The sequence below is a fragment of the Pseudomonas veronii genome (genome assembly GCF_002028325.1).
Taxonomy (GTDB): domain Bacteria; phylum Pseudomonadota; class Gammaproteobacteria; order Pseudomonadales; family Pseudomonadaceae; genus Aquipseudomonas; species Aquipseudomonas veronii.
Genome location: NZ_CP018420.1, coordinates 635,522 through 655,758, shown reverse-complemented (window position 1 = coordinate 655,758; position 20,237 = coordinate 635,522). Strand labels below are relative to the sequence as shown.

The 20,237-nt window shown below is 62.2% G+C and carries 15 protein-coding genes; 4 read left to right on the top strand and 11 right to left on the bottom strand.

From position 1 onward, the window contains the following. Positions 1-343: 343 nt before the first annotated feature. The 7 genes from PverR02_RS02910 to amaB all read right to left on the bottom strand — a co-directional run bounded on the left by PverR02_RS02910 (position 344) and on the right by amaB (position 8,794). A complete protein-coding gene (locus PverR02_RS02910; RefSeq protein WP_017849723.1) occupies positions 344-1,060 on the bottom strand; it encodes an ABC transporter ATP-binding protein in 717 nt (238 codons plus the stop codon). Next, positions 1,057-1,932, bottom strand: coding sequence for an ABC transporter ATP-binding protein (locus tag PverR02_RS02905; protein ID WP_057003687.1), 876 nt, complete (start codon positions 1,930-1,932; stop codon positions 1,057-1,059). The genes PverR02_RS02910 and PverR02_RS02905 overlap by 4 nt, the downstream gene beginning before the upstream one ends. Beyond that, positions 1,929-3,206 carry a high-affinity branched-chain amino acid ABC transporter permease LivM gene (gene livM, locus PverR02_RS02900; RefSeq protein ID WP_017849725.1) on the bottom strand — a complete coding sequence of 426 codons (1,278 nt, stop codon included), beginning with the start codon at positions 3,204-3,206 and terminating at the stop codon, positions 1,929-1,931. Before livM ends, PverR02_RS02905 begins: the two co-directional genes overlap by 4 nt. A 2-nt stretch (positions 3,207-3,208) precedes the next feature. Beyond that, positions 3,209-4,123: an ABC transporter permease subunit gene (locus PverR02_RS02895; RefSeq protein ID WP_012721939.1), complete on the bottom strand. Its 915-nt coding sequence runs from the start codon at positions 4,121-4,123 to the stop codon at positions 3,209-3,211. A gap of 201 nt (positions 4,124-4,324) precedes the next feature. Further along, positions 4,325-5,461: a branched-chain amino acid ABC transporter substrate-binding protein gene (locus PverR02_RS02890; protein WP_017849726.1), complete on the bottom strand. Its 1,137-nt coding sequence runs from the start codon at positions 5,459-5,461 to the stop codon at positions 4,325-4,327. Between the two features lie 386 nt (positions 5,462-5,847). Then, on the bottom strand, positions 5,848-7,131 hold the full coding sequence (gene amaA / locus PverR02_RS02885; protein ID WP_046384886.1) for an L-pipecolate oxidase: 1,284 nt from the start codon (positions 7,129-7,131) through the stop codon (positions 5,848-5,850). A gap of 172 nt (positions 7,132-7,303) precedes the next feature. Next, positions 7,304-8,794 (bottom strand): L-piperidine-6-carboxylate dehydrogenase, encoded by a 1,491-nt coding sequence (amaB, locus tag PverR02_RS02880; RefSeq protein WP_079442729.1) that lies wholly within the window; start codon positions 8,792-8,794, stop codon positions 7,304-7,306. A 153-nt stretch (positions 8,795-8,947) separates the two neighbouring features. Here amaB and PverR02_RS02875 point away from each other — a divergent pair, with 153 nt between their 5' ends. The 3 genes from PverR02_RS02875 (at position 8,948) to nadE (ending at position 12,106) form a co-directional block, all read left to right on the top strand. Continuing rightward, a complete protein-coding gene (locus tag PverR02_RS02875; RefSeq protein ID WP_057003683.1) occupies positions 8,948-9,838 on the top strand; it encodes a LysR family transcriptional regulator in 891 nt (296 codons plus the stop codon). Between the two features lie 222 nt (positions 9,839-10,060). Beyond that, positions 10,061-11,275: a nicotinate phosphoribosyltransferase gene (gene pncB / locus PverR02_RS02870; RefSeq protein ID WP_017849730.1), complete on the top strand. Its 1,215-nt coding sequence runs from the start codon at positions 10,061-10,063 to the stop codon at positions 11,273-11,275. Positions 11,276-11,278: 3 nt separating this feature from the next. Continuing rightward, entirely contained in the window at positions 11,279-12,106 is an 828-nt protein-coding gene (gene nadE, locus PverR02_RS02865) for an ammonia-dependent NAD(+) synthetase (protein ID WP_057003682.1), read from the top strand. 136 nt (positions 12,107-12,242) lie between these two features. Here nadE and azu read toward each other — a convergent pair whose 3' ends face one another. Then, positions 12,243-12,689, bottom strand: coding sequence for an azurin (gene azu / locus PverR02_RS02860; RefSeq protein WP_046384887.1), 447 nt, complete (start codon positions 12,687-12,689; stop codon positions 12,243-12,245). A gap of 333 nt (positions 12,690-13,022) precedes the next feature. On the opposite strand from azu, the gene PverR02_RS02855 reads away from it, so the two are divergent. After that, positions 13,023-13,205 (top strand): hypothetical protein, encoded by a 183-nt coding sequence (locus PverR02_RS02855; protein WP_017849733.1) that lies wholly within the window; start codon positions 13,023-13,025, stop codon positions 13,203-13,205. Positions 13,206-13,307: 102 nt separating this feature from the next. Here the strand turns inward: PverR02_RS02855 and PverR02_RS02850 are convergent, their stop codons facing one another. The 3 genes from PverR02_RS02850 to PverR02_RS02840 form a co-directional block, all read right to left on the bottom strand. Further along, positions 13,308-14,198 carry a transglutaminase family protein gene (locus PverR02_RS02850; RefSeq protein ID WP_046384888.1) on the bottom strand — a complete coding sequence of 297 codons (891 nt, stop codon included), beginning with the start codon at positions 14,196-14,198 and terminating at the stop codon, positions 13,308-13,310. Next, positions 14,198-16,684: a circularly permuted type 2 ATP-grasp protein gene (locus tag PverR02_RS02845; RefSeq protein WP_046384889.1), complete on the bottom strand. Its 2,487-nt coding sequence runs from the start codon at positions 16,682-16,684 to the stop codon at positions 14,198-14,200. Before PverR02_RS02845 ends, PverR02_RS02850 begins: the two co-directional genes overlap by 1 nt. Positions 16,685-16,845: 161 nt before the next feature. Continuing rightward, a complete protein-coding gene (locus PverR02_RS02840; protein WP_079442728.1) occupies positions 16,846-20,136 on the bottom strand; it encodes a transglutaminase family protein in 3,291 nt (1,096 codons plus the stop codon). Positions 20,137-20,237: the final 101 nt, after the last annotated feature.

The following is a 20,237-nucleotide window of genomic DNA, read 5'->3' as shown; positions in this document are numbered from 1 at the left end:
GGTCGCCAAAAAGCCACTGATCAAAAAACAACCATCACGCTGCAGGCCACGTAATCAAAGGCTTTCAGCCAGCTACTCCCACGTTACCCACAGCCGGTTCCACAGCGGATGGGGACAAGTCAAAACTGTGACAAAACAGCGATTTGCGGCGGCTATCTGTCGCGCTTTGGAAGGTGGCCGGATTTGTTTTCCACAATTTGGGATCGCACTTGTGAACACCACAAAAACAAATGTGGGAGGGGGCTTGCCCCCGATGGCGGTGGGTCAGTATCAGGTGTTCTGACTGATACACCGCCATCGGGGGCAAGCCCCCTCCCACAAGGTTTATGCGTCGTTGTCCAGGTCAGTGGCCACCGAGGTAGGCGTTGCGCACTTCCTCGTTCACCAGCAGTTCCTTGCCGGTGCCTGTCAGGCGAATCTCGCCGTTGACCATCACATACGCCCGGTCTGACAGACGCAGCGCATGGTTGGCGTTCTGCTCCACCAGGAAGATGGTCATCCCGGTGGCCGCCAGTTCGCGCAGGGTGGAAAAGATCTGCTTCACCACAATCGGCGCCAGGCCCAGGCTCGGTTCGTCGAGCAGCAACAACTTGGGCCGGCTCATCAATGCGCGAGCGATGGCGAGCATTTGCTGCTCGCCACCGGACATGGTCATCGCCCGTTGGTTACGCCGCTCTTTGAGCCGTGGGAACAGCTCGAACATGCGCTGCATATCTTCCTGGGCGAACTTGTCACCGATGGGGATGGTGCCCATCAGCAGGTTTTCCTCGACGGTCATGTCGGGGAACACCCGCCGCCCTTCCGGCGACTGCGCAATGCCGTTGGACGCGATGTAGTGGGACGACTTGTGGGTGATGTCGACGCCGTTGTAGAGGATCTGCCCCGACTCCGCCCGTGGCTGGCCGAAGATCGACATCAGCAGCGTGGATTTCCCCGCGCCGTTGGAGCCGATCAGGCTGACCGTTTCGCCTTCGTTGATGTGCAGCGAGACTTTCTTCAGCGCCTGGATCGGGCCGTAGAACACGTCCAGGTCCTTCATTTCGAGGATAGGCCCGTTCATACAAGCTCCTCTTCATCCGCGCCCAGGTAGGCCGCGATCACTTTCGGGTCGTTGCGGATCGCATCCGGCCCGCCCTCGGCAATCACGTTGCCGTGGTCGAGCACCACGATGTGGTCGGAAATACTCATCACCATGCCCATGTCGTGTTCGATCAGCACCACTGTGAGGTCGTGTTCGTCGCGCAGCAGGCGAATCATCGCGCTGAGGGCTTCGGTTTCCTGGGGGTTGAGGCCCGCAGCCGGTTCGTCGAGACAGATGATCTGCGGCCGGGTACACATGGCGCGGGCGATTTCCAGGCGGCGCTGCTGGCCGTAGGAAAGCTCGCCGGCCAGGCGGTTGGCGCAGTCCACCAGGTCGACCACTTCCAGCCAGTAGAAGGCGTGGTCGAGGGCGTCGCTTTCAGCCTTGCGGTAGCCCTTGGTGTTGAGGATGCCCGCGAGCATGTTGCGGTTGACCCACATGTGCTGGGCGACCAGCAGGTTTTCCAGCACCGACATTTCCTTGAACAGGCGAATGTTCTGGAAGGTCCGCGCCAGGCCGGCGCGGTTCACCAGGTGGGTGCCGCCGAACATCTTGTAGTACACGCGGCTGAAGAAGCTTTTCGGCGACACGAAGTCGATGGCCTCGAAGCGCTCGCCGAGCAGTTGGATCACGTTGGTCTGCTTGCCGCGCACGTTGAGTTCGATCTTGCCGCCACTGGCTTTGTAGAAGCCGGTAAGGCAGTTGAACACCGTGGTCTTGCCGGCGCCGTTGGGGCCGATCAGGGCGAAGATCGAGTTGCGTTCGACCTTGAGGCTCACGTCGCTCAAGGCCTTGATGCCACCGAAGTGCATCATCAGATGTTCCACGGACAGGACGACTTCCTTGCTCATGGCGCCACTCCTTTACGTGGGGTCACACCGGTACGGCTGATCCGGATCAGGCCGCGTGGCCGCCAGATCATCATCACCACCATCAACACGCCAAACAGCAGCACGCGGTACTCAGAGAAGCTGCGCAGCAGTTCCGGCGCGACGGTCAACACGAACGCCGCGATCACCACGCCCACCGTCGAGCCCATGCCGCCCAACACCACGATGGCCAGGATCAGCGCCGACTCGAAGAAGGTGAACGACGACGGGTTGACGAAGCCTTGGTAACTGGCGAAGAACACCCCGGCCAGACCGGCCGTGGAGGCGCCGATGGTGAACGCCGAGAGCTTGACCAGCACGTGGTTCAGGCCCATGGAGCGACAGGCGATTTCATCTTCGCGCAAGGCTTCCCAGGCGCGGCCGACCGGCATGCGGGTCAGGCGATGCTTGATGTACAGCACGGCCAGCACCACCAGGAACAGCACGATGTAGATGAACATGAACTTGATGTTGGGGTTGTAATCGAGGCCGAAGAACTCATGGAACGGAATCCCGCCGTCCTTCGCTTTGCGCCCGAATTCCAGGCCGAGGAAGGTCGGCGAAGGCACCGGCATGCCGTTTGGCCCGCCGGTGAACGACAGCCAGTTGTTCAGCACCAGGCGGATGATTTCACCAAACCCCAGGGTCACGATCGCCAGGTAGTCGCCGTGCATGCGCAACACCGGGAAGCCGAGTATGCACCCCGCCAGCGCCGCCGCGATGGCCGCCAGCGGCAGCACCGTCCAGAAACCCAGGCCGAGGTATTGATACCCCAGCGCGAGGCCGTAGGCACCGATGGCGTAGAACGCCACGTAACCCAGGTCGAGCAAGCCGGCCAGGCCGACCACGATGTTCAGGCCCAGGCCGAGCAGTACGTAGATCAGCCCGAGGATCACCACGGTGAGCAGGTACTTGTTGGCGAAGATCGGGAACACGATGGCGATCACGATCAGCGCCGGGATGATCCAGCGCAGCCGCGACTTGTAGTCCGGCGCCAGCACATGGACGCCCGAACCGCTGCTCTCGAAGCCCTGCAGAATCTTCACGCCCTTGGGCGTTTGCAGGAACAGGCTGAGGGCAAAGCGGCCGGCCATCACGATGGCGACCAGGATCGCCACGCGCGCAGGTTGCAGGTTGAAGCTGTAGCCGTCGAGCACCACGCCGACGATCGGACCGAACACGATCAACGCAATCAGCCCGGCGAGGATCGTATCGACCACACTTTTTTTGATATCAATCGATTTGGCAGCAGACATGTTTATACCTTAGCCACGAGTGGGCGACCAAGCAGGCCCTGGGGACGGAAAATCAGAATCACCACCAACAGGGAGAAACTGAATACGTCTTTGTAGTCAGAGTTGATCAACCCCGAGAACAGCGACTCCGAAATACCGAGGATGATCCCGCCCAGCATCGCCCCAGGCAGGGAACCGATGCCGCCGAGTACCGCCGCGGTGAAGGCCTTGATGCCGATGATGAAGCCGGCGTAGAAGTCGAACGTGCCGTAGTTGAGGGTGATCAACACGCCGGCCAGGGCCGCCATGGCGGCACCGATGACAAACACGTAGGAAATCACGCGGTCGGTGTTGATGCCGAGGATCGAGGCCATCTTGCGGTCTTGCTGGGTAGCGCGGCACATGCGGCCGAGCTTGGTGTACTTGATGATGTAGGTCAGCAAGGCCATGCCGGCGAAGGCAGCGACCAGGATGAAGACCTTGGTGTACGTCAACTGGACGAAACCGCTGCCGATATCGACGCGCCAGGCGCCGGCCAGCAGGGTCGGAATGCCTTGTTGCTTGGCGCCCTGGGCGATCTGTGCGTAGTTCTGCAGGATCAGGGAGATACCGATGGCGCTGATCAGCGGTGCCAGTCGGGTGGAGTTGCGCAGCGGTTTGTAGGCGACCCGTTCGATGACCCAACCGTAAACGCCGGTGACCACCACGGTGAAGACCAGGGTGCCGAGAATGAGCAGCGGGAAGGATTCGATGCCGAAATAAGCCAGCAGTGCCAGACTGATCGCCGCGAGGTAAGCGGAAATCATATAAACCTCGCCGTGGGCGAAGTTGATCATGCCAATGATGCCATAGACCATTGTGTAGCCGATGGCGATCAGGCCATAGACCGACCCGAGGGTCAGGCCATTGACCAGTTGCTGCAGGAAAATACCATCCATAACGCAATCTCACGCGGTGAGCACCTGCACACCGGTAGGTGTGCGGCGCTTCTGGAGGAAAAGACAGATCTCAATCACAACCCAGTCCCCCTGTGGGAGGGGGCTTGGCCCCGATTGCGGAGGGTCAGCTATACATCGGGTGGCTGATACACCGTCATCGGGGGCAAGCCCCCTCCCACATTAGGTCTGTGGTACTCAGCCTTACTTCTGCTTTTCCAACTGGTGGTATTTGCCGTCTTTGTCCCACTGGTAAACCACGTAGTCGGAGACTTTCAGGTCGCCCTTGGCATCCCAGGCTTTTTCACCCATCACGGTTTTTACCGGGTGAGCCTTGAGCCACTTGGCGGCGTCTTCACCCTTGTTGGACTTGGCACCGTTGAAGCCGGCAGCCAGGGCCTGGACCGACGCGTAGGCATACAGGGTGTAGCCTTCTGGCTCGGTGCCGTTTTTACGGAACTCTTCAACCACCGTCTTGCTGTCCGGCAGCAGACGCGGGTCGGCGCCGAAGGTCATGTACACGCCATCCACATATTGCTTGCCACCGGCGGTCGCCACCAGTTCGTCGGTCACGATGCCGTCGTCGGACATGAATTTCACGTCCTTGAGGCCTGCTTCACGAATCTGGCGAACCAGCGGACCGGCTTCCGGGTGCAGGCCGCCGAAGTACACGACGTCGGCGCCCAGGGAGCGGATTTTGGTGACCAGGGCGCTGAAATCTTTCTCGCCCCGGGTCAGGCCTTCTTCCAGCACCGGTTTCACGCCGCGCTTGGTCAACTGGGCAGCGGTGGCGTCGGCCAGGCCCTTGCCGTAGGTGTCCTTGTCGTTGATGACCGCGACTTTCTTGCCCTTGAGCACGTCGACGATGTAGTCGCCGGCCACGATGCCTTGCTGGTCGTCACGCCCGCACATACGGAACATGGCGCCCAGGCCGCGTTCGGTGACCTGCGGGTTGGTCGAGCCTGGGGTGATGGCGATGATGCCGGCTTCGTCGTAGACCTCGGACGCCGGGATGGTGTTGGACGAGCAGAAGTGCCCGACCACGCCGATCACTTTGTCCTGGTCGGCCAGGCGGTTGGCCACGGCCACGGCCTGCTTGGGTTCACAGGCATCGTCACCGGCGACCAGCTTGATCTGCTCACCGTTGATGCCGCCAGCCTTGTTGATGACATCGGCTGCCGCCTGGGCGCCCTTCATGTACTGCTCACCGAAAGCGGCGTTGGCGCCCGTCATCGGCCCCGCTACGCCAATCTTCACATCAGCTTGAACAAACGTAGAAACACCCAGCGCCGCTGCAACGGCGAGGGCCAGAAAACCTTTCTTGTAAAACGTCTGGGACATGAGTGGTGCTCCGAGGTTTTTGTTTATTGGCACTAAGTATTCACTGCAAACCTTCAACCAAAACTTTCACTGAAAGCCCAGAGCAAGCCGCGTGCCATTACGTTTTTATTCTTCAAAAAGACACGGTGTCATTGTTATTGCAGGTGTTTCGGCTCCGTTCGTCGGGACGTGCAACCCTCTAACGTCAATAGGTGCAACCCATGGATCAAAAAAGTACAACCTTCATGGGTCGCACCTGCAACCAGACCGTCAAACGACACTTCCTACAGCTGTAACAATGCACGTAACGGAACTGCACATTTACAGTGCGTGATTGCTACAACTTGCACCAATACAGATTAGTCGTCGGCGAAGAACGTGCCGGCTTCTGAAGGCTATTTCGCTGATCAGATCACGATCCGCAAGCATTGGCCGGCGTGATACAGCGAGAATCCGGCTTCATACAGGCAACTGCGCAGGCCCACCCCGGCCAGCGGTTGCATCGGCGCGAACGGAATCGGCAGGGCCTGGGGATTCTGGTGACACAAGTAGTCGGCAAAGGCCTTGCCGACCACGCTGCCGGTGGTCACGCCGCGGCCGTTGTAGCCGGTCACGGCCACCAGGCCGGGCGCGGGTTCGAACAAGCGCATCAAGTGGTCCGGGGTGAACGCGATGCAGCCGGTCCAGGTGCATTCCCACTGCACCGATTTGAGGTACGGGAAGTAGTGCTGCTGCACCCGATCGGCCCACGCCTTGAGAAACCACGTCGGTTTCTGGTTGCCGTTGCCCAGGCTGCCGAGCAACAGGCGGCCATCGGCGTCGCGGCGGATGCTGCTGAGCACCTGGCGCGTGTCCCACGAACCCTGGCCACCGGGAAGGATTCGCTGGGCCGCGTCGTCGGTCAGCGGCGCGGAGGCGACCTGGTAGTAATAGCCTGGGAAGAAATTGCGCCGCAGTTCGGTCCATTCGCCTTCGGTGTAGGCATTCGAGGCGATCACCACTTGTGCAGCCTGCACCGCACCGTTCGCGGTCTGCACCGACCACTCCGCACCTTGGCGTTCCAGGCGTGCAACCGGGGAATGGTCGAAAAGCTGCCCGCCCAACCCCACGGCCGCATTGGCCAGGCCGCTGGTGTAGGCCATCGGGTTCAAGGTGCCGGCACGTCTATCCAGCAGTGCAGCGGAGATCTTTTGAGTGCCGGTGGCTTGCTCGCAGGCTGAACCGGTGAGCAGTTCGACCGGCGCGCCGCGGCGCTTCCATTGTTCTTCACGACTGCGCAAATCCGCCTCGCCCCGGGCGTTGTGCGCCATGTGCAAAGTGCCCTCGCGGCGCAATTGGCAATCGATGTTGTATTTGTCGACCAGGCTGAACACCAGCGACGGCGCCGCGCCCAGCATGCGGTTGAGCTGGCTGCCCACCGCCTCGCCGAAACCGGCTTCGATCTCGTCCGGCGGAATCCACAAGCCGGCGTTGACCAGCCCGACATTGCGTCCCGAGCCGCCATGGCCGGTGCGATGGGCTTCCAGCACGGCGACAGTCTTGCCTTGTTCCAGCAAGTGAATGGCCGCCGACAAACCGGTAATCCCGGCGCCGATCACGCACACATCCACCTTCACTTCGCCCTTGAGCGCAGCGCGATCCGGCCGGCCAGGGGTGAGTTGTTCCCACAAACATGTTTCGCGTAGTGCCATTGCCAGACTCCGATGAGACCTAACAAACATCTATTCCGAACTGCATATAGCTCAACTGTGGGAGGGGGCTTGCTCCCGATGGCAGTGGATCAGCTGGACATCTGTTGACTGACACACCGCCATCGGGGGCAAGCCCCCTCCCACATTTTGACTGCACTTCGACTTAAGGTAATCAGTCGAAGGTAATGCCCTGGGCCAGCGGCAGTTCCAGCGAGTAGTTCACGGTATTGGTCTGGCGACGCATGTACCCGCGCCACGCATCCGAGCCCGACTCACGCCCGCCGCCCGTCTCTTTCTCACCGCCAAACGCGCCGCCGATTTCCGCGCCGCTCGGGCCGATGTTGACGTTGGCAATGCCGCAGTCGCTGCCGACCGCCGACATGAACTGCTCGGCTTCGCGCACATCGGTGGTGAAGACGCATGACGACAGGCCTTGCGGCACGGCGTTGTTCAGGCGCAGGGCTTCGGCGAAGTCGCTGTAGCCGACCACGTACAGGATCGGCGCGAAGGTCTCAGTGCAGACCACGTCGCTTTGCTCCGGCATTTCCACAATCGCCGGCGACACGTAGTAGGCATTCGGGAATTTATCTTCCAGTTGGCGCTTGCCACCGAACACCTTGCCGCCTTCGCTCAGGGCCTGCTCCAGCGCATCCTGCATCGCGTCGAAGCCGTGCTTGTCGATCAGCGGGCCGATCAGGTTGCCTTCCAGCGGGTGGCCGATGCGTACCTTGGAATAGGCGGCCTTGAGGCGCGTGACGATTTCTTCCTTGACCGACTCATGGGCGATCAGCCGGCGCAGCGTGGTGCAACGCTGCCCGGCGGTGCCGACGGCGCTGAACAGGATGGCGCGCACCGCCATGTCCAGGTCGGCGCTTGGGCCGAGGATCATCGCGTTGTTGCCGCCCAGCTCGAGGATGCTGCGGGCAAAGCGCGCGGCGACTTTCGGCGCCACTTCACGGCCCATGCGCGTACTGCCGGTGGCGCTGATCAGTGCGACACGCGGGTCATCCACCAACGCGGCACCGGCATCGCGGCCACCGATGATCACCTGGCTCAGGTATTGCGGCGCATCGTTGAATTTTTTCAGCACGCGCTCGAACAGCGCCTGGCAGGCCAGGGCGGTGAGCGGGGTCTTTTCCGACGGCTTCCAGATCACGGCATTGCCGCACACCAGGGCCAGGGTGGTGTTCCACGCCCACACGGCCACCGGGAAGTTGAACGCGCTGATCACACCGACCACGCCCAGCGGGTGCCAGGTTTCACGCATGTGGTGGCCCGGGCGCTCGGAGGCGATGGTCAAGCCATACAGTTGGCGCGACAGGCCGACGGCGAAGTCGCAGATGTCGATCATTTCCTGCACTTCGCCCAGGCCTTCCTGAGTGATCTTGCCGGCTTCCCAGGAGACCAACTCGCCCAGGTCGGCCTTGTATTCGCGCAACACGTCGCCGAACTGGCGCACCAACTCGCCGCGACGCGGTGCCGGCACCTTGCGCCAGGCCTCGAATGCATGCTCGGCGCGACTGACCTGTTGCTCCACCTCGGCGGCGCCTTCCCAGTTCACACTGCCGATACGGCTGCCATCGATCGGCGAATGCACGGGTTGTTTCCCCGCTTGGTACAGCGCCGGGTTTACCCCGAGACGATCAAGCAATGCAGCAACCATGGGTCACTCCTTCAATCTATACAGAAAAAATTGCGCCGCGGCCCACACGGCGATCCAGGGCTTATTTGTAGCTGGCCCAAGACTTGCCAACAAACGACGATTAGGCGAGATATCATTCCGTTTATTCATGCAAAGCATAAAAAGAGGCATGCCGTGCTGAACAAAAGACATTTGCCCTCGATCACTGCCCTGCAGTGTTTCGAAGCCGCCACCCGCCACCTGAGCTTCACCCGCGCAGCCGAGGAGCTGAACCTCACGCAAAGCGCGGTGAGCAAACAGGTCGCGCAACTGGAAGAACTGCTGCAGCACCTGCTGTTCCGCCGGGTACGCCGACGCTTGCAGATGACCCCGGCGGGCGATTTGTATTTGGTGGAAGTGCGCAAAATCCTCACCCAGGTGGAGATGTCCACCCATTACCTGCGCTCCTACGGTGGCGAGACCGAAGTATTACGCGTGTCTACGCCCTACACCTTCGGCGCGCGCTGGCTGGTGCCGCGCCTCAAGGGCTGGCGCTTGCGTCATCCGCAAATCCACCTGGACCTGTGCAACGAACAGGAACCGGACGAGTTGCTGCAAGGCAAGGCCGACATGGCGTTCTACTTCGGCCAAGGCTCACGCCCCGGCACCGAGAGCCTGAAACTGTTCAGTGAAGAACTGATCCCGGTGTGCGCCCCGGAAAGCCTGCCCGCGCAGCCGTTCACCGACCCCACGCAACTGAGCAACCTGGTCCTGCTGCAAAACGCCTCGCGCCCCCAGGGCTGGCATGACTGGTTCGCCGACCAGGGGTTTCACACCGAGCACAGCTATCACGGGCCGCGTTTCGACACGTTCTATATGTGCATTCGGGCGGCGCAGGTGGGCTGTGGCGTGGCGTTGCTACCGCGCTTTCTGGTGGAGGAGGAACTGGCCGATGGCAAGCTGGTGATCCCTTGGCAGCATGCAATGCCGAGCCAGGATGCGTATTACCTGGCGTACCCCGAACATTCGGCGGAGGTGCCCAAGGTGCGGGAGTTTGTGAAGTGGATGATGGAGCAGGTTATTTAGTGCCTGGAATACCGCTATCGGGGGCAAGCCCCCTCCCACATTTGAAATGCATTCCAACCTGTGGGAGGGGCGGTGCGACGATTCGACTTGCCCCCGATAGGGCCAGTGGCCTCACTGAAAAAATCACTGGCAAAACCCCACAGGTCTATGCGCCACTAGCCCCCTTCCTTTCTTGTGCGTAAAGGCCGGCGCCCATCGCCGTCCTGTCTGGAGATTCCCGTTATGAGCGAGAGTGTGTTTGCCGATCGCATCGTGCAGAACCTGCTCGACACCGACTTCTACAAGCTGACCATGATGCAGGCGGTGCTGCACAACTACCCCAATGTGGAAGTTGAATGGGAGTTTCGTTGCCGCAACAGTGAAGACCTGCGCCCATACCTGGCGGAGATCCGTTACCAGTTCGAGCGCCTCGCCGAGTTGAGCCTGAGCGCGGACCAACTGAGTTTCCTGGAGCGCATCAGCTTCATGAAGCCGGATTTTTTGCGCTTTCTCGGCTTGTTCCGCTTCAACCTGCGCTATGTCCACACCGGCATCGAAAACGGCGAGCTGTTTATCCGCCTGCGCGGGCCGTGGCTGCATGTGATCCTGTTTGAAGTGCCGATGCTCGCCATCATCAGCGAAGTGCGCAACCGCTATCGCTACCAGACCGTGGTCCTCGAACAGGCCCGCGAGCAGTTGTACCGCAAGTTCGACTGGCTGATCGCAAACGCCAGCAGCGACGAGCTCGCCGAGCTGCAGGTGGCGGACTTCGGCACTCGCCGACGCTTCTCCTACCGCGTGCAGGAAGAAGTGGTGAGCGTGCTCAAGCACGACTTCCCCGGCCGGTTTGTCGGCACCAGCAACGTCCACCTGGCTCGCGAGTTCGATATGAAACCGCTGGGCACCATGGCCCATGAATGGATCATGGCCCACCAGCAACTCGGCCCGCGCCTGATCGACAGCCAGATCGCCGCCCTCGACTGCTGGGTCCGCGAATACCGCGGCCTGCTGGGTATTGCCCTGACCGATTGCATCACCACCGACGCCTTCCTCAGCGACTTCGACTTGTACTTCGCCAAGCTGTTCGACGGTCTGCGCCACGATTCCGGTGACCCGGTGCTGTGGGCGGAAAAAGCCATCGCCCACTATCACAAGCTGGGCATCGAGCCGATGAGCAAGACCCTGGTGTTCTCCGACAGCCTGTCGCTGCCCAAGGCCCTGGAGATATTCCGGGCGCTGCGTGGTCGGATCAATGTGAGCTTTGGCATCGGCACCAACCTGACCTGCGATATTCCAGGTGTGGAACCGATGAGCATTGTGCTTAAAATGACGGCCTGCAATGGCCAGCCCGTCGCGAAGATCTCCGATGAAGCGGGCAAGACCCACTGCACGGACCCGAATTTCGTCGCCTATTTGCGACACGTTTTCAAAGTACCTGCCCTTTCCAGCAAGGAGTGAATCATGCAAGCCGTACAGCGTGAGATTGCGCAGCAGCTCAAGGTTCAAGCGCCGTTCAAAGACCAGGCCGCCCTTGAGGCCGAAATCGCCCGGCGCGTGACCTTTATCCAGGACTGCCTGCGCAATTCAGGGCTCAAGACATTGGTGTTGGGCATCAGCGGTGGCGTCGACTCCCTGACCGCAGGCCTGCTCGCCCAACGCGCCACGCAGGAGCTGCGCTCCAGCACCGGCGACGAGGCCTATCGTTTTATCGCGGTGCGCCTGCCCTACGAAACCCAGTTCGATGAAATCGACGCCCAGGCCGCGGTGGACTTTATCGAGCCGGATGAGCGCCACACCGTAAACATCGGCCCAGCGGTGAAATCCCTGGCCAATGAAGTGGCGGCATTTGAAGGCAAGGCGGCGGTGTCCCGCGATTTCGTGCTGGGCAACACCAAGGCGCGCATGCGGATGGTCGCGCAGTACACCATCGCCGGCGCGGCCAGCGGCCTGGTGATCGGCACCGACCATGCGGCGGAAGCGGTGATGGGCTTTTTCACCAAGTTCGGTGATGGCGCCTGCGATCTGGCACCGTTGAGCGGGCTGGTGAAGAACCAGGTGCGATCGATTGCGCGGCACTTCGGTGCGCCGGAGTCGCTGGTGGAGAAAATCCCGACCGCCGACCTGGAAGACCTCTCGCCGGGCAAGCCGGACGAGGCGTCACATGGCGTGACCTATGCCGAGATCGATGCGTTCCTGCACGGCGAGCCGGTGCGGGAAGAAGCGTTCAGGATCATTTGCGAGACGTATCGCAAGACCGAGCACAAGCGGGTCATGCCGTTTGCGCCGTGAGGTGAACCAGATAGTGTTGTGTTGATTGTGAGGTAGCCATCGGGGGCAAGCCCCCTCCCACAGTTGACCGAGTTCCCATATGAGAATGCGGTCGAATGTGGGAGGGGGCTTGCCCCCGATGAACGATAATGCGGTCTTACTTGACGACCACAGTACCTTTCATCATCGAGATGTGGCCTGGGAACGAGCAGAAGAACGCATAGTCAGTGCCCGCTTTCAGCTTGGACACATCAAAGGTCACCGCGTCTTTCTCGCCAGCGCCAATGACTTTGGTGTGGGCGATGATGCGCTCGTCGCCGTCTTTCAGGTAGTTCTTGTCGAGGCCGGCAGCCATGCCATCGGTCGCGACCGGTTGCATGTCGGCTGCGCTGGTCAGCACCCAGTTATGGCCCATGACGTTTTTCGGCAAGCTGCCGGAGTGAGTCAACTCGACGGTGAACGTCTTGCAGCTCTTGTCGATCACGATTTCCTTGGTGTTGTAGGACATCTGGTCGGTAGAGTCGACGGTGACCTTGCACTCTGCAGCAAGCAACTGGCCACTTGCCAGAGTCAGCAGGGAAACAGCAACGAGTTTGGCAAACATGTGATTCTCCAAGGCAGGGTTTAAACAACGCATAGTGCGACAAGGGTGCCCGAGGCGGGCAGAAAGTCTTATGACCTGAATCAACAAATTGTATACAACTTTAGGCTATCAGACTTATCGATACAATCAACCAGCCAAAGTGCCACGCCCCGCCTATGATCGGTCCATCACCCACTGGAGTCCGGACCATGCACCTCAATCATCTGTTCAGCGGTCTGTTGGCCGCATACGCCTGCGGTAAGTGAAGGCCAAGCGCGCCGCTAAGCTGCTACCATAGCGACCCAAGGCAGCTGCGCGCCGCCCACCCTCACCTTCGACCCTAGAGGATCGCCCATGGCCAAACCTAATTACTCCTTCGCCAAACGTCAAAGAGACTTGGCCAAGGAACAGAAGAAAGAGGAAAAGCTGCAACGCAAGAAAGCCGCTGCAGACGAAGAGACCGGCGCACTGAACCCGGATGCGGAAGGCGAAGTGGCAACCGACGACACCGAGACACCGAAAGACCCGGCCGAGTAAGCATCACTGTAGGAGCGAGCGTGCTCGCGAAGTGCGTTAACGATAACGCGGGGTGCCTGGTTCAACGCGGCGCTCTCGGTTTTTTCGCGAGCAAGCTCGCTCCTACAAGAGCGGCATCACCGTCACCCGCACTTCCGGGTCATGGCTGCCTCCCCCCAGAATCACCCCACGCAACGGCGAAACATCGGAGAAATCCCGGCCCCAGGCCAGGGTGATGTGTTCCAGTGCCGGCTGCACATTGTTGGTCGGATCAAAATCCACCCAGCCCGACATCGGGCAGTACACCGAAATCCACGCATGGGACGCATCGGCGCCGATCAGCCGTGGCTGGCCGGGCGGCGGCTGGGTCAGCAGGTAGCCGCTGATATAGCGCGCCGCCAGGCCCCGTGAGCGCAGGCAGGCGAGCATCAGGTGAGCGAAGTCCTGGCACACCCCGCGACGGCGCTCCAGCACCTCCACCAGCGGCGTAGCGACCTGGGTGGCTTCGGCATCGAAGGTGAATTCGCCGAAGATTTTTTCCATCAGGGCCTGAGCGCCCAGCAACAGCGGACGCCCGGGCGGGAAACAGCTTTCGGAGAACTCGACGAAGGTTTTCTTCAGATGCACGTAGGGCGATTCGAAGCGAAAGCGACAGGCTTCGATCAACGCCGGTGACAGCGGCTGGCTGCTGTAGGTCAGGCTGTCGCGAGTCTGGTCCCAGGCCGGCGACTGTTGGAAATCCAGCAGCGGCCGCGCCAGCACTTCCACGGTCAGCCCGGCATTCACCAACAATTCATCATGGGGCCGCTCGAACGCCAGGCGGGTGATCGGGTTGCCGAACACGTCCAGCTCATCGCGGCGCGAGGACGGCAACGGGCTGATATCCAGTTGCTGCGAGGTGCAGCGCTGCCAGGCACATGGCCGTGGCCACAGATGCGCCAACTGCTGGGCCAGGGATACCGGGCTGTCGTAGTGGTAATGGGTATCGTGAAAAATCTGATAGCGCGCACTCATCACACCGACACCGTTTGTTGGCTGACATCATCCACATGGGCAAAATGGCGCAAGGCCAGGCGATCCGACACTTGCCCACTCTCATCGGCGACCGCTTGCAGCAGGTCGGCCAGGCCGTCCAGCGCGGCACGCACGCTGGCCTCGCCAAACAGCGGGTTCTCCAGGCAACCCAGGTCGAACCGCGCGAGGCGCTCGACCAACGGCGCCAGGCCGGTTTCCCGGGGCACCGCGAAATCATCGTTGAGACGACGCAAGGTGCGGCTCACCAGCTTCAACTGGAACAACACGGCGTGGGGGTTCTGCTCATCCAGCAGCAACAGGTCGAGCACCGGAATCAGTTGCGGCACCGCCAGGTAGCGCGAGCGGTAGGTGATGCTGCTGTTGCCCAGTTCCAGCAACCATTCCAGCCCGGCCTGATCGAACACCGCCACGCCACGCAGGAACGCCGCGAGGCTACTGCTGAGAAACTGCAGGCGCTCGATGCGCCGGCCCATCATCAGAAAGCGCCAGCCTTCGTCGCGGGTCATGTCGTCCAGGGCAAACCCGGACAGCGCCGCCAGGGACATCACCAGGCGGTTGAGGAAGTCCAGCAACTCGCCAAAGTCGGGGCTTTCGCTCTCCAGTTCCAGCGCTTCGCGTTGCAGCTCCACCAGGGCCTGCCAGTTCTCTCGGGACAACTTGCCGCGCACCTGGGACGCCGCCCACTGCAAGCGCTGCAGGTTGGCGCGCAGGCTCGACGGCCAGTCGTCGCCAAGCAAGGCGGCGAGCAGGCGTTCGGGCAACTCGCCCTCCTCCGGCAACAGGCGCAGGTTTTCGCCCAGTTCGACCGCCGCTTGCAACGCCAGCGGATCGTCGCCGTCGACATAGCGCGCCAACACGATGCGCAGCCAGCGCGCGCTGTTATCGCAGCGTTCACAATAACGGCCAAACCAAAACAGGTTTTCCACCACCCGCGACGGCAGATAAGGGTCGCGGCGCACCAGGTCATGGGCGCCGATCGGCCGCTGCGCGCGCCACTGCTCGCCGCCGGCGGCGCGTTCGCCGAGCACCCAGGTGTCCTTGCTCGCGCCGCCGCGTTGCATCGACACCACCTCGGCATCGGCCTCGGCAGCCACGCGGGTCAGGCCGCCGGGCAATACCCGGTAACCGTCGGCGCTGGCCACGGCGTAGACGCGCATGCCGATGGCGCGGTGTTGCAGGTGGTCTTCGACGGTGTGCCACACCGGCGCCTGGGACAGCTGCGCCAGCTCCTGGGCGACATACGCGTAAGGCCGCGCGCGCATGCGCTCGGCCAGGGCCTCGCGTTGTGCGTCGTTCAAGTCACGGCCGAAGACCGGGTTGAAGCTCTGTGACGGAAATGCCGGCTTGATCAGCAGCTCGGGCAGTTTCTCCAGGGCTTCGGCAAGCACCGGCGCTTCGCCGCACCACCACGTCGCAATGGACGGCAGGAGCAGTTCTTCGCCAAACAAAAATTCGTTGATCTTCGGCAGAAAGCCCAGCAGGCCGGGGGATTCCAGTACACCGCTGCCCAGAGCATTGGCCACCAGCACGTTGCCTTGGCGCGCGGCGTCGAGCAGGCCGGGCACGCCGAGGGCCGAGTCGGTGCGCAGTTCGAGGGGGTCGCAGAAGTCGTCGTCGAGGCGGCGCATGATCGCGTGTACCCGACGCAGGCCACTGAGGGTTTTCAGGAACACCGTGCTGTCGCGCACCGTGAGGTCGCCGCCTTCCACCAGCGGGTAGCCGAGCTGACGGGCGAGGTACAGGTGTTCGAAATAGCTTTCGTTGAAACGCCCAGGCGTGAGCAGCACGATCAACGGCGGCTGACTATCGCTGGGCGCCTGGCGCGCCAGGGTTTCCTGCAGGGTGCGGAAGAAACCGGTGAGGTGCTGCACCTGCAGGTCGCGGTACAGATCCGGAAAGGCGCGGGACACGATGGTGCGGTTTTCCAGCGCATAACCGGCGCCTGAAGGGGCCTGGGTGCGGTCGGCAGTGACCCACCAGCGGCCATCCGGGGTGCGCGCCAGATCGACGGCGTACAGGTGCAGGAACGTACCGTCGGGCGGCTGGATGCCCTGGCACGGCCACAGAAAATTGTTATGCCCAAACACCAGTTCGGCCGGCAGCAGGCCTTCCTTGATCAAGCGTTGCGGGCCGTAGAGGTCCGCCAGTACCGCGTTGAGCAGCCGCGCACGCTGGGCGATGCCGGCCGACAGGTGCTGCCATTCATCGGCCGCCAGCACATGGGGCAGCAGGTCCAGTTCCCACGGGCGATCAGCGCCCTTGGGGTCGGCGTAGACGTTGTAGGTCACGCCGTTTTCCTGGATCTGCCGGGTCAGCAACGCCTGGCGCTGGGCCAGTTGCGCGGGGGTGCTGCGTTGCAGATGGTCGAGCAGGCGCCGCCAATGGGCACGCACCGCGCCACTGTCGTCCAGCAGTTCGTGATAAGTGCCCGCGGTCAGCGGGTAACGGTCGAGCAAGTCGGACATGGAACGCTCGGCAGGGGCAAGGGGGCTCAGATTAACCTAACAAACACTGCAAATCCTTTGTGGGAGGGGGCTTGCTCCCGATTGCGGTGGGTCAGTCAACTCATGTATCGGCTGATTTACCGTAATCGGGAGCAAGCTCCCTCCCACATTTTGGCTTGCATTCAGTCATTTTTATTGGGGAAACGTCGCAGATCCAGGGTCATCGGTAATTCATCGTTCACCACTACGGTCGGAACCGGCTGCTTGCCCGGGGTATGACCCAGGCGGAAGAACCGCGCCATGCGCCGGCTCTCGGCTTCATTGGCATTCACCGGCAGGCTGTCGTAGTTACGCCCGCCCGGATGCGCTACATGATACTGGCAACCGCCCAGGGAGCGCTGCATCCAGGTGTCCAGCAGGTCGAACACCAACGGCGCGTGGACCGCGATGGTCGGCTGCAGGCAGTTGGCCGGTTGCCAGGCGCGATACCGCACGCCGGCGACGAACTCGCCGATGCGCCCGGTCGCTTGCAGCGGCACCGGGATGCCGTTGCAGGTGAGCAAATAGCGTTGCGGTGGCAGCCCGCTCAATTTCACCTGCAGGCGCTCCAGGGACGAATCCACATAACGCACCGTGCCGCCCACCGCGCCCTCCTCGCCCAGCACATGCCAGGGTTCCAGGGCCTGGCGCAGTTCCAGCTCGATACCGCTGACGGCGTAGTCGCCGACTTTGGGAAAGCGGAATTCCAGGTGCGCGGCAAACCATTCGGCGCGCAACGGGTAGCCGGCGGCGTTGAGTTCGACGATCACGTCGGCAAAATCCTGCTCGATGAAGTGCGGCAACAGGAAACGGTCATGCAGCTCAGTGCCCCAGCGCGCCAGCTTTGGTGGCGCATAGGGTTCGCGCCAGAAGCGCGCTACCAGCGCGCGCAGCAGCAGTTGCTGGGTCAGGCTCATGCGCGCATGGGGCGGCATTTCAAAGGCGCGCAACTCCAGCAGGCCCAGGCGCCCGGTGGCGCCATCGGGCGAGTAGAGCTTATCGATACAGAATTCGGCGCGGTGGGTGTTGCCCGTCACGTCGATCAGCAGATTGCGCAACAGGCGGTCGACCAACCACGGCGGGCACTCTTCGCCTGGCGCGGGCATTTGCGCGAAGGCGATTTCCAGCTCATACAGCGCATCGTTACGCGCTTCATCGACCCGGGGCGCCTGGGACGTCGGGCCGATGAACAAGCCGGAAAACAGGTAGGACAACGACGGATGGTTGTGCCAGTAGCTGATCAAACTGCGCAGCAGATCGGGACGCCGCAGGAACGGTGAGTCCTTGGGTGTCGCGCCGCCCAGCACGAAGTGGTTACCGCCACCGGTACCGGTGTGGCGCCCGTCGATCATGAACTTTTCGGTGGTCAGGCGGGTTTGCCGCGCCTCTTCGTAGAGGAATTCGGTGCGTTCCACCAACTCGTCCCAGGTGGCGGACGGCTGCACGTTGACCTCGATCACACCCGGGTCGGGCGTGACCCGGAAGTTGCTCAGACGGTAATCCGCCGGCGGCTCGTAGCCCTCCAGCAGCACCGGGCAGTGCAGTTCTTCGGCGGTGGCTTCGATGGCGGCCACCAGCTCCAGGTAGTCCTCGACGCGCTCCAGCGGCGGCATGAACAGATACAGGCGGCCTTCGCGCGCTTCGGCGCACAGTGCGGTGCGGGTCAGCCAGTCGGCGGACTCGTCGATCTTCGGCAGGCGCTCAACGCTCGGCGCCGCTTCGCCATGGCGTTGCAATTGCGCCGTGCTCGGCAGCTCGGGCAAGTCCTGGTTGGGGTCGGTCGGGTGGACAAACGGGTACTCTGCCGCCGTCACCCAGGGCTGCGAGGCCAGCGGCAGGCGATAACCCAGCGGCGAATCCCCCGGCACCAGTCGGCAGTGATTGTCGCGCAGGTACCAGCGCCCACTCTGCCAGCGGTCATTGGCAGCGGTGCGCGCCAGCGGCAGCACTTGGCCGATGACCTTGTCCAGGCCCTGGCTGAACACTTTGCGCAGACGCTCGCGTTCCAGCTCATCGCTCAGGCGCGGGTCAAGGGCGGTGACGTTTTGCGGCAGCGCGCCTTCGCGCCACAGGTAATAGAAGTTGTCTTCAAAGGCCGGAAACACAAAGCGCGCCGGCAACTTCAGGCGCTCGGCAACACTGCCCAGGAAACGCCCGGCCAGCACGCCGTCGGCGCCGTAGTCCTGTTGCTCATCGGCGATCAGCGCGCTGTTGTGCCAAATCGGCTCGCCATCGCGGCGCCAGTAACAGTTGAGCGACCAGCGCGGCAGTTGCTCGCCGGGGTACCACTTGCCCTGGCCGAAATGCACCAGGCCCTTGGGCGCGTAGTGCTTGCGCATGCGCTGGAACAGTTCGGCGGACAGGCGACGCTTGTCCGGCCCCAGGGCAGCGGTGTTCCACTCGGCGCCGTCGGGGTCGTCGATGGAGACGAAGGTCGGTTCGCCGCCCATGGTCAGGCGCACGTCGTCCGCCAGCAGGTCGCCATCGATCTGCCGCCCCAGGGCCTGGATCGCCAGCCACTGTTCTTCGGTGTAGGGCTTGGTTACCCGTGGCGCTTCCCAGATGCGCTCTACCGACATCTCGTGGGTGAATTCGCACTCGCACGGCTCCACCAGGCCACTGATCGGCGCGGCAGACGATGGATCGGGACTACAGGCCAACGGAATATGGCCTTCACCGGCGAACAACCCGGAGGTGGCATCCAGGCCGATCCAGCCGGCGCCGGGCAAATACACTTCGCACCAGGCGTGCAGGTCGGTGAAGTCCACCTCGGTACCGGACGGGCCATCGAGGGCTTTGACGTCGGCGGTGAGCTGGATCAGATAGCCGGACACAAACCGCGCCGCCAGCCCCAGGTTGCGCAGCAATTGCACCAGCAGCCAAGCCGAATCGCGGCACGAGCCGGAGGCATTTTCCAGAGTGAACTCCGGGGTCTGCACGCCGGGTTCCATGCGGATCAGGTAACCGATATCGGCGGCCAGGCGTTGGTTGAGGCCCACCAGGAAATCCACGGCCGGCAGCGGCGTGCGGTCGATAGCCGCCAGGTAAGCGGCGAACCTCGGCGTCAGCGGCAAGGTTTCCAGGTACGGCGCCAGCTCGCGCTGCTCGTCGGCGGCGTAGCGAAACGGGATTTTTTCCGCGTAGGGTTCAAGGAAAAAATCGAACGGGTTGAACACCGCCATCTCGGCGACCAAGTCGACTTCGATACGCAGTTCGTCAGTCTTTTCCGGGAACACCAGGCGCGCCAGGTAATTACCCTGAGGGTCCTGCTGCCAATTGATGAAATGCTGCTCGGGCAGCACTTTCAGTGCGTAGGACAAAATCCGCGTGCGGCTATGGGCCGCCGGGCGCAAACGCACGATCTGTGGGCCGAGTTCGACAGCGCGGTCGTAGCGGTAATGCGTAACGTGGTGCAACGCGACATGAATCGACACGGCGGCCTCCTGCAAGCCAGGGCATGGACACAACGCGCGCAAGACTTATGCCAGAGCGGCAGTCATTGCGCTTTATCGTAAGACCCGGTGCAGTACAGCAC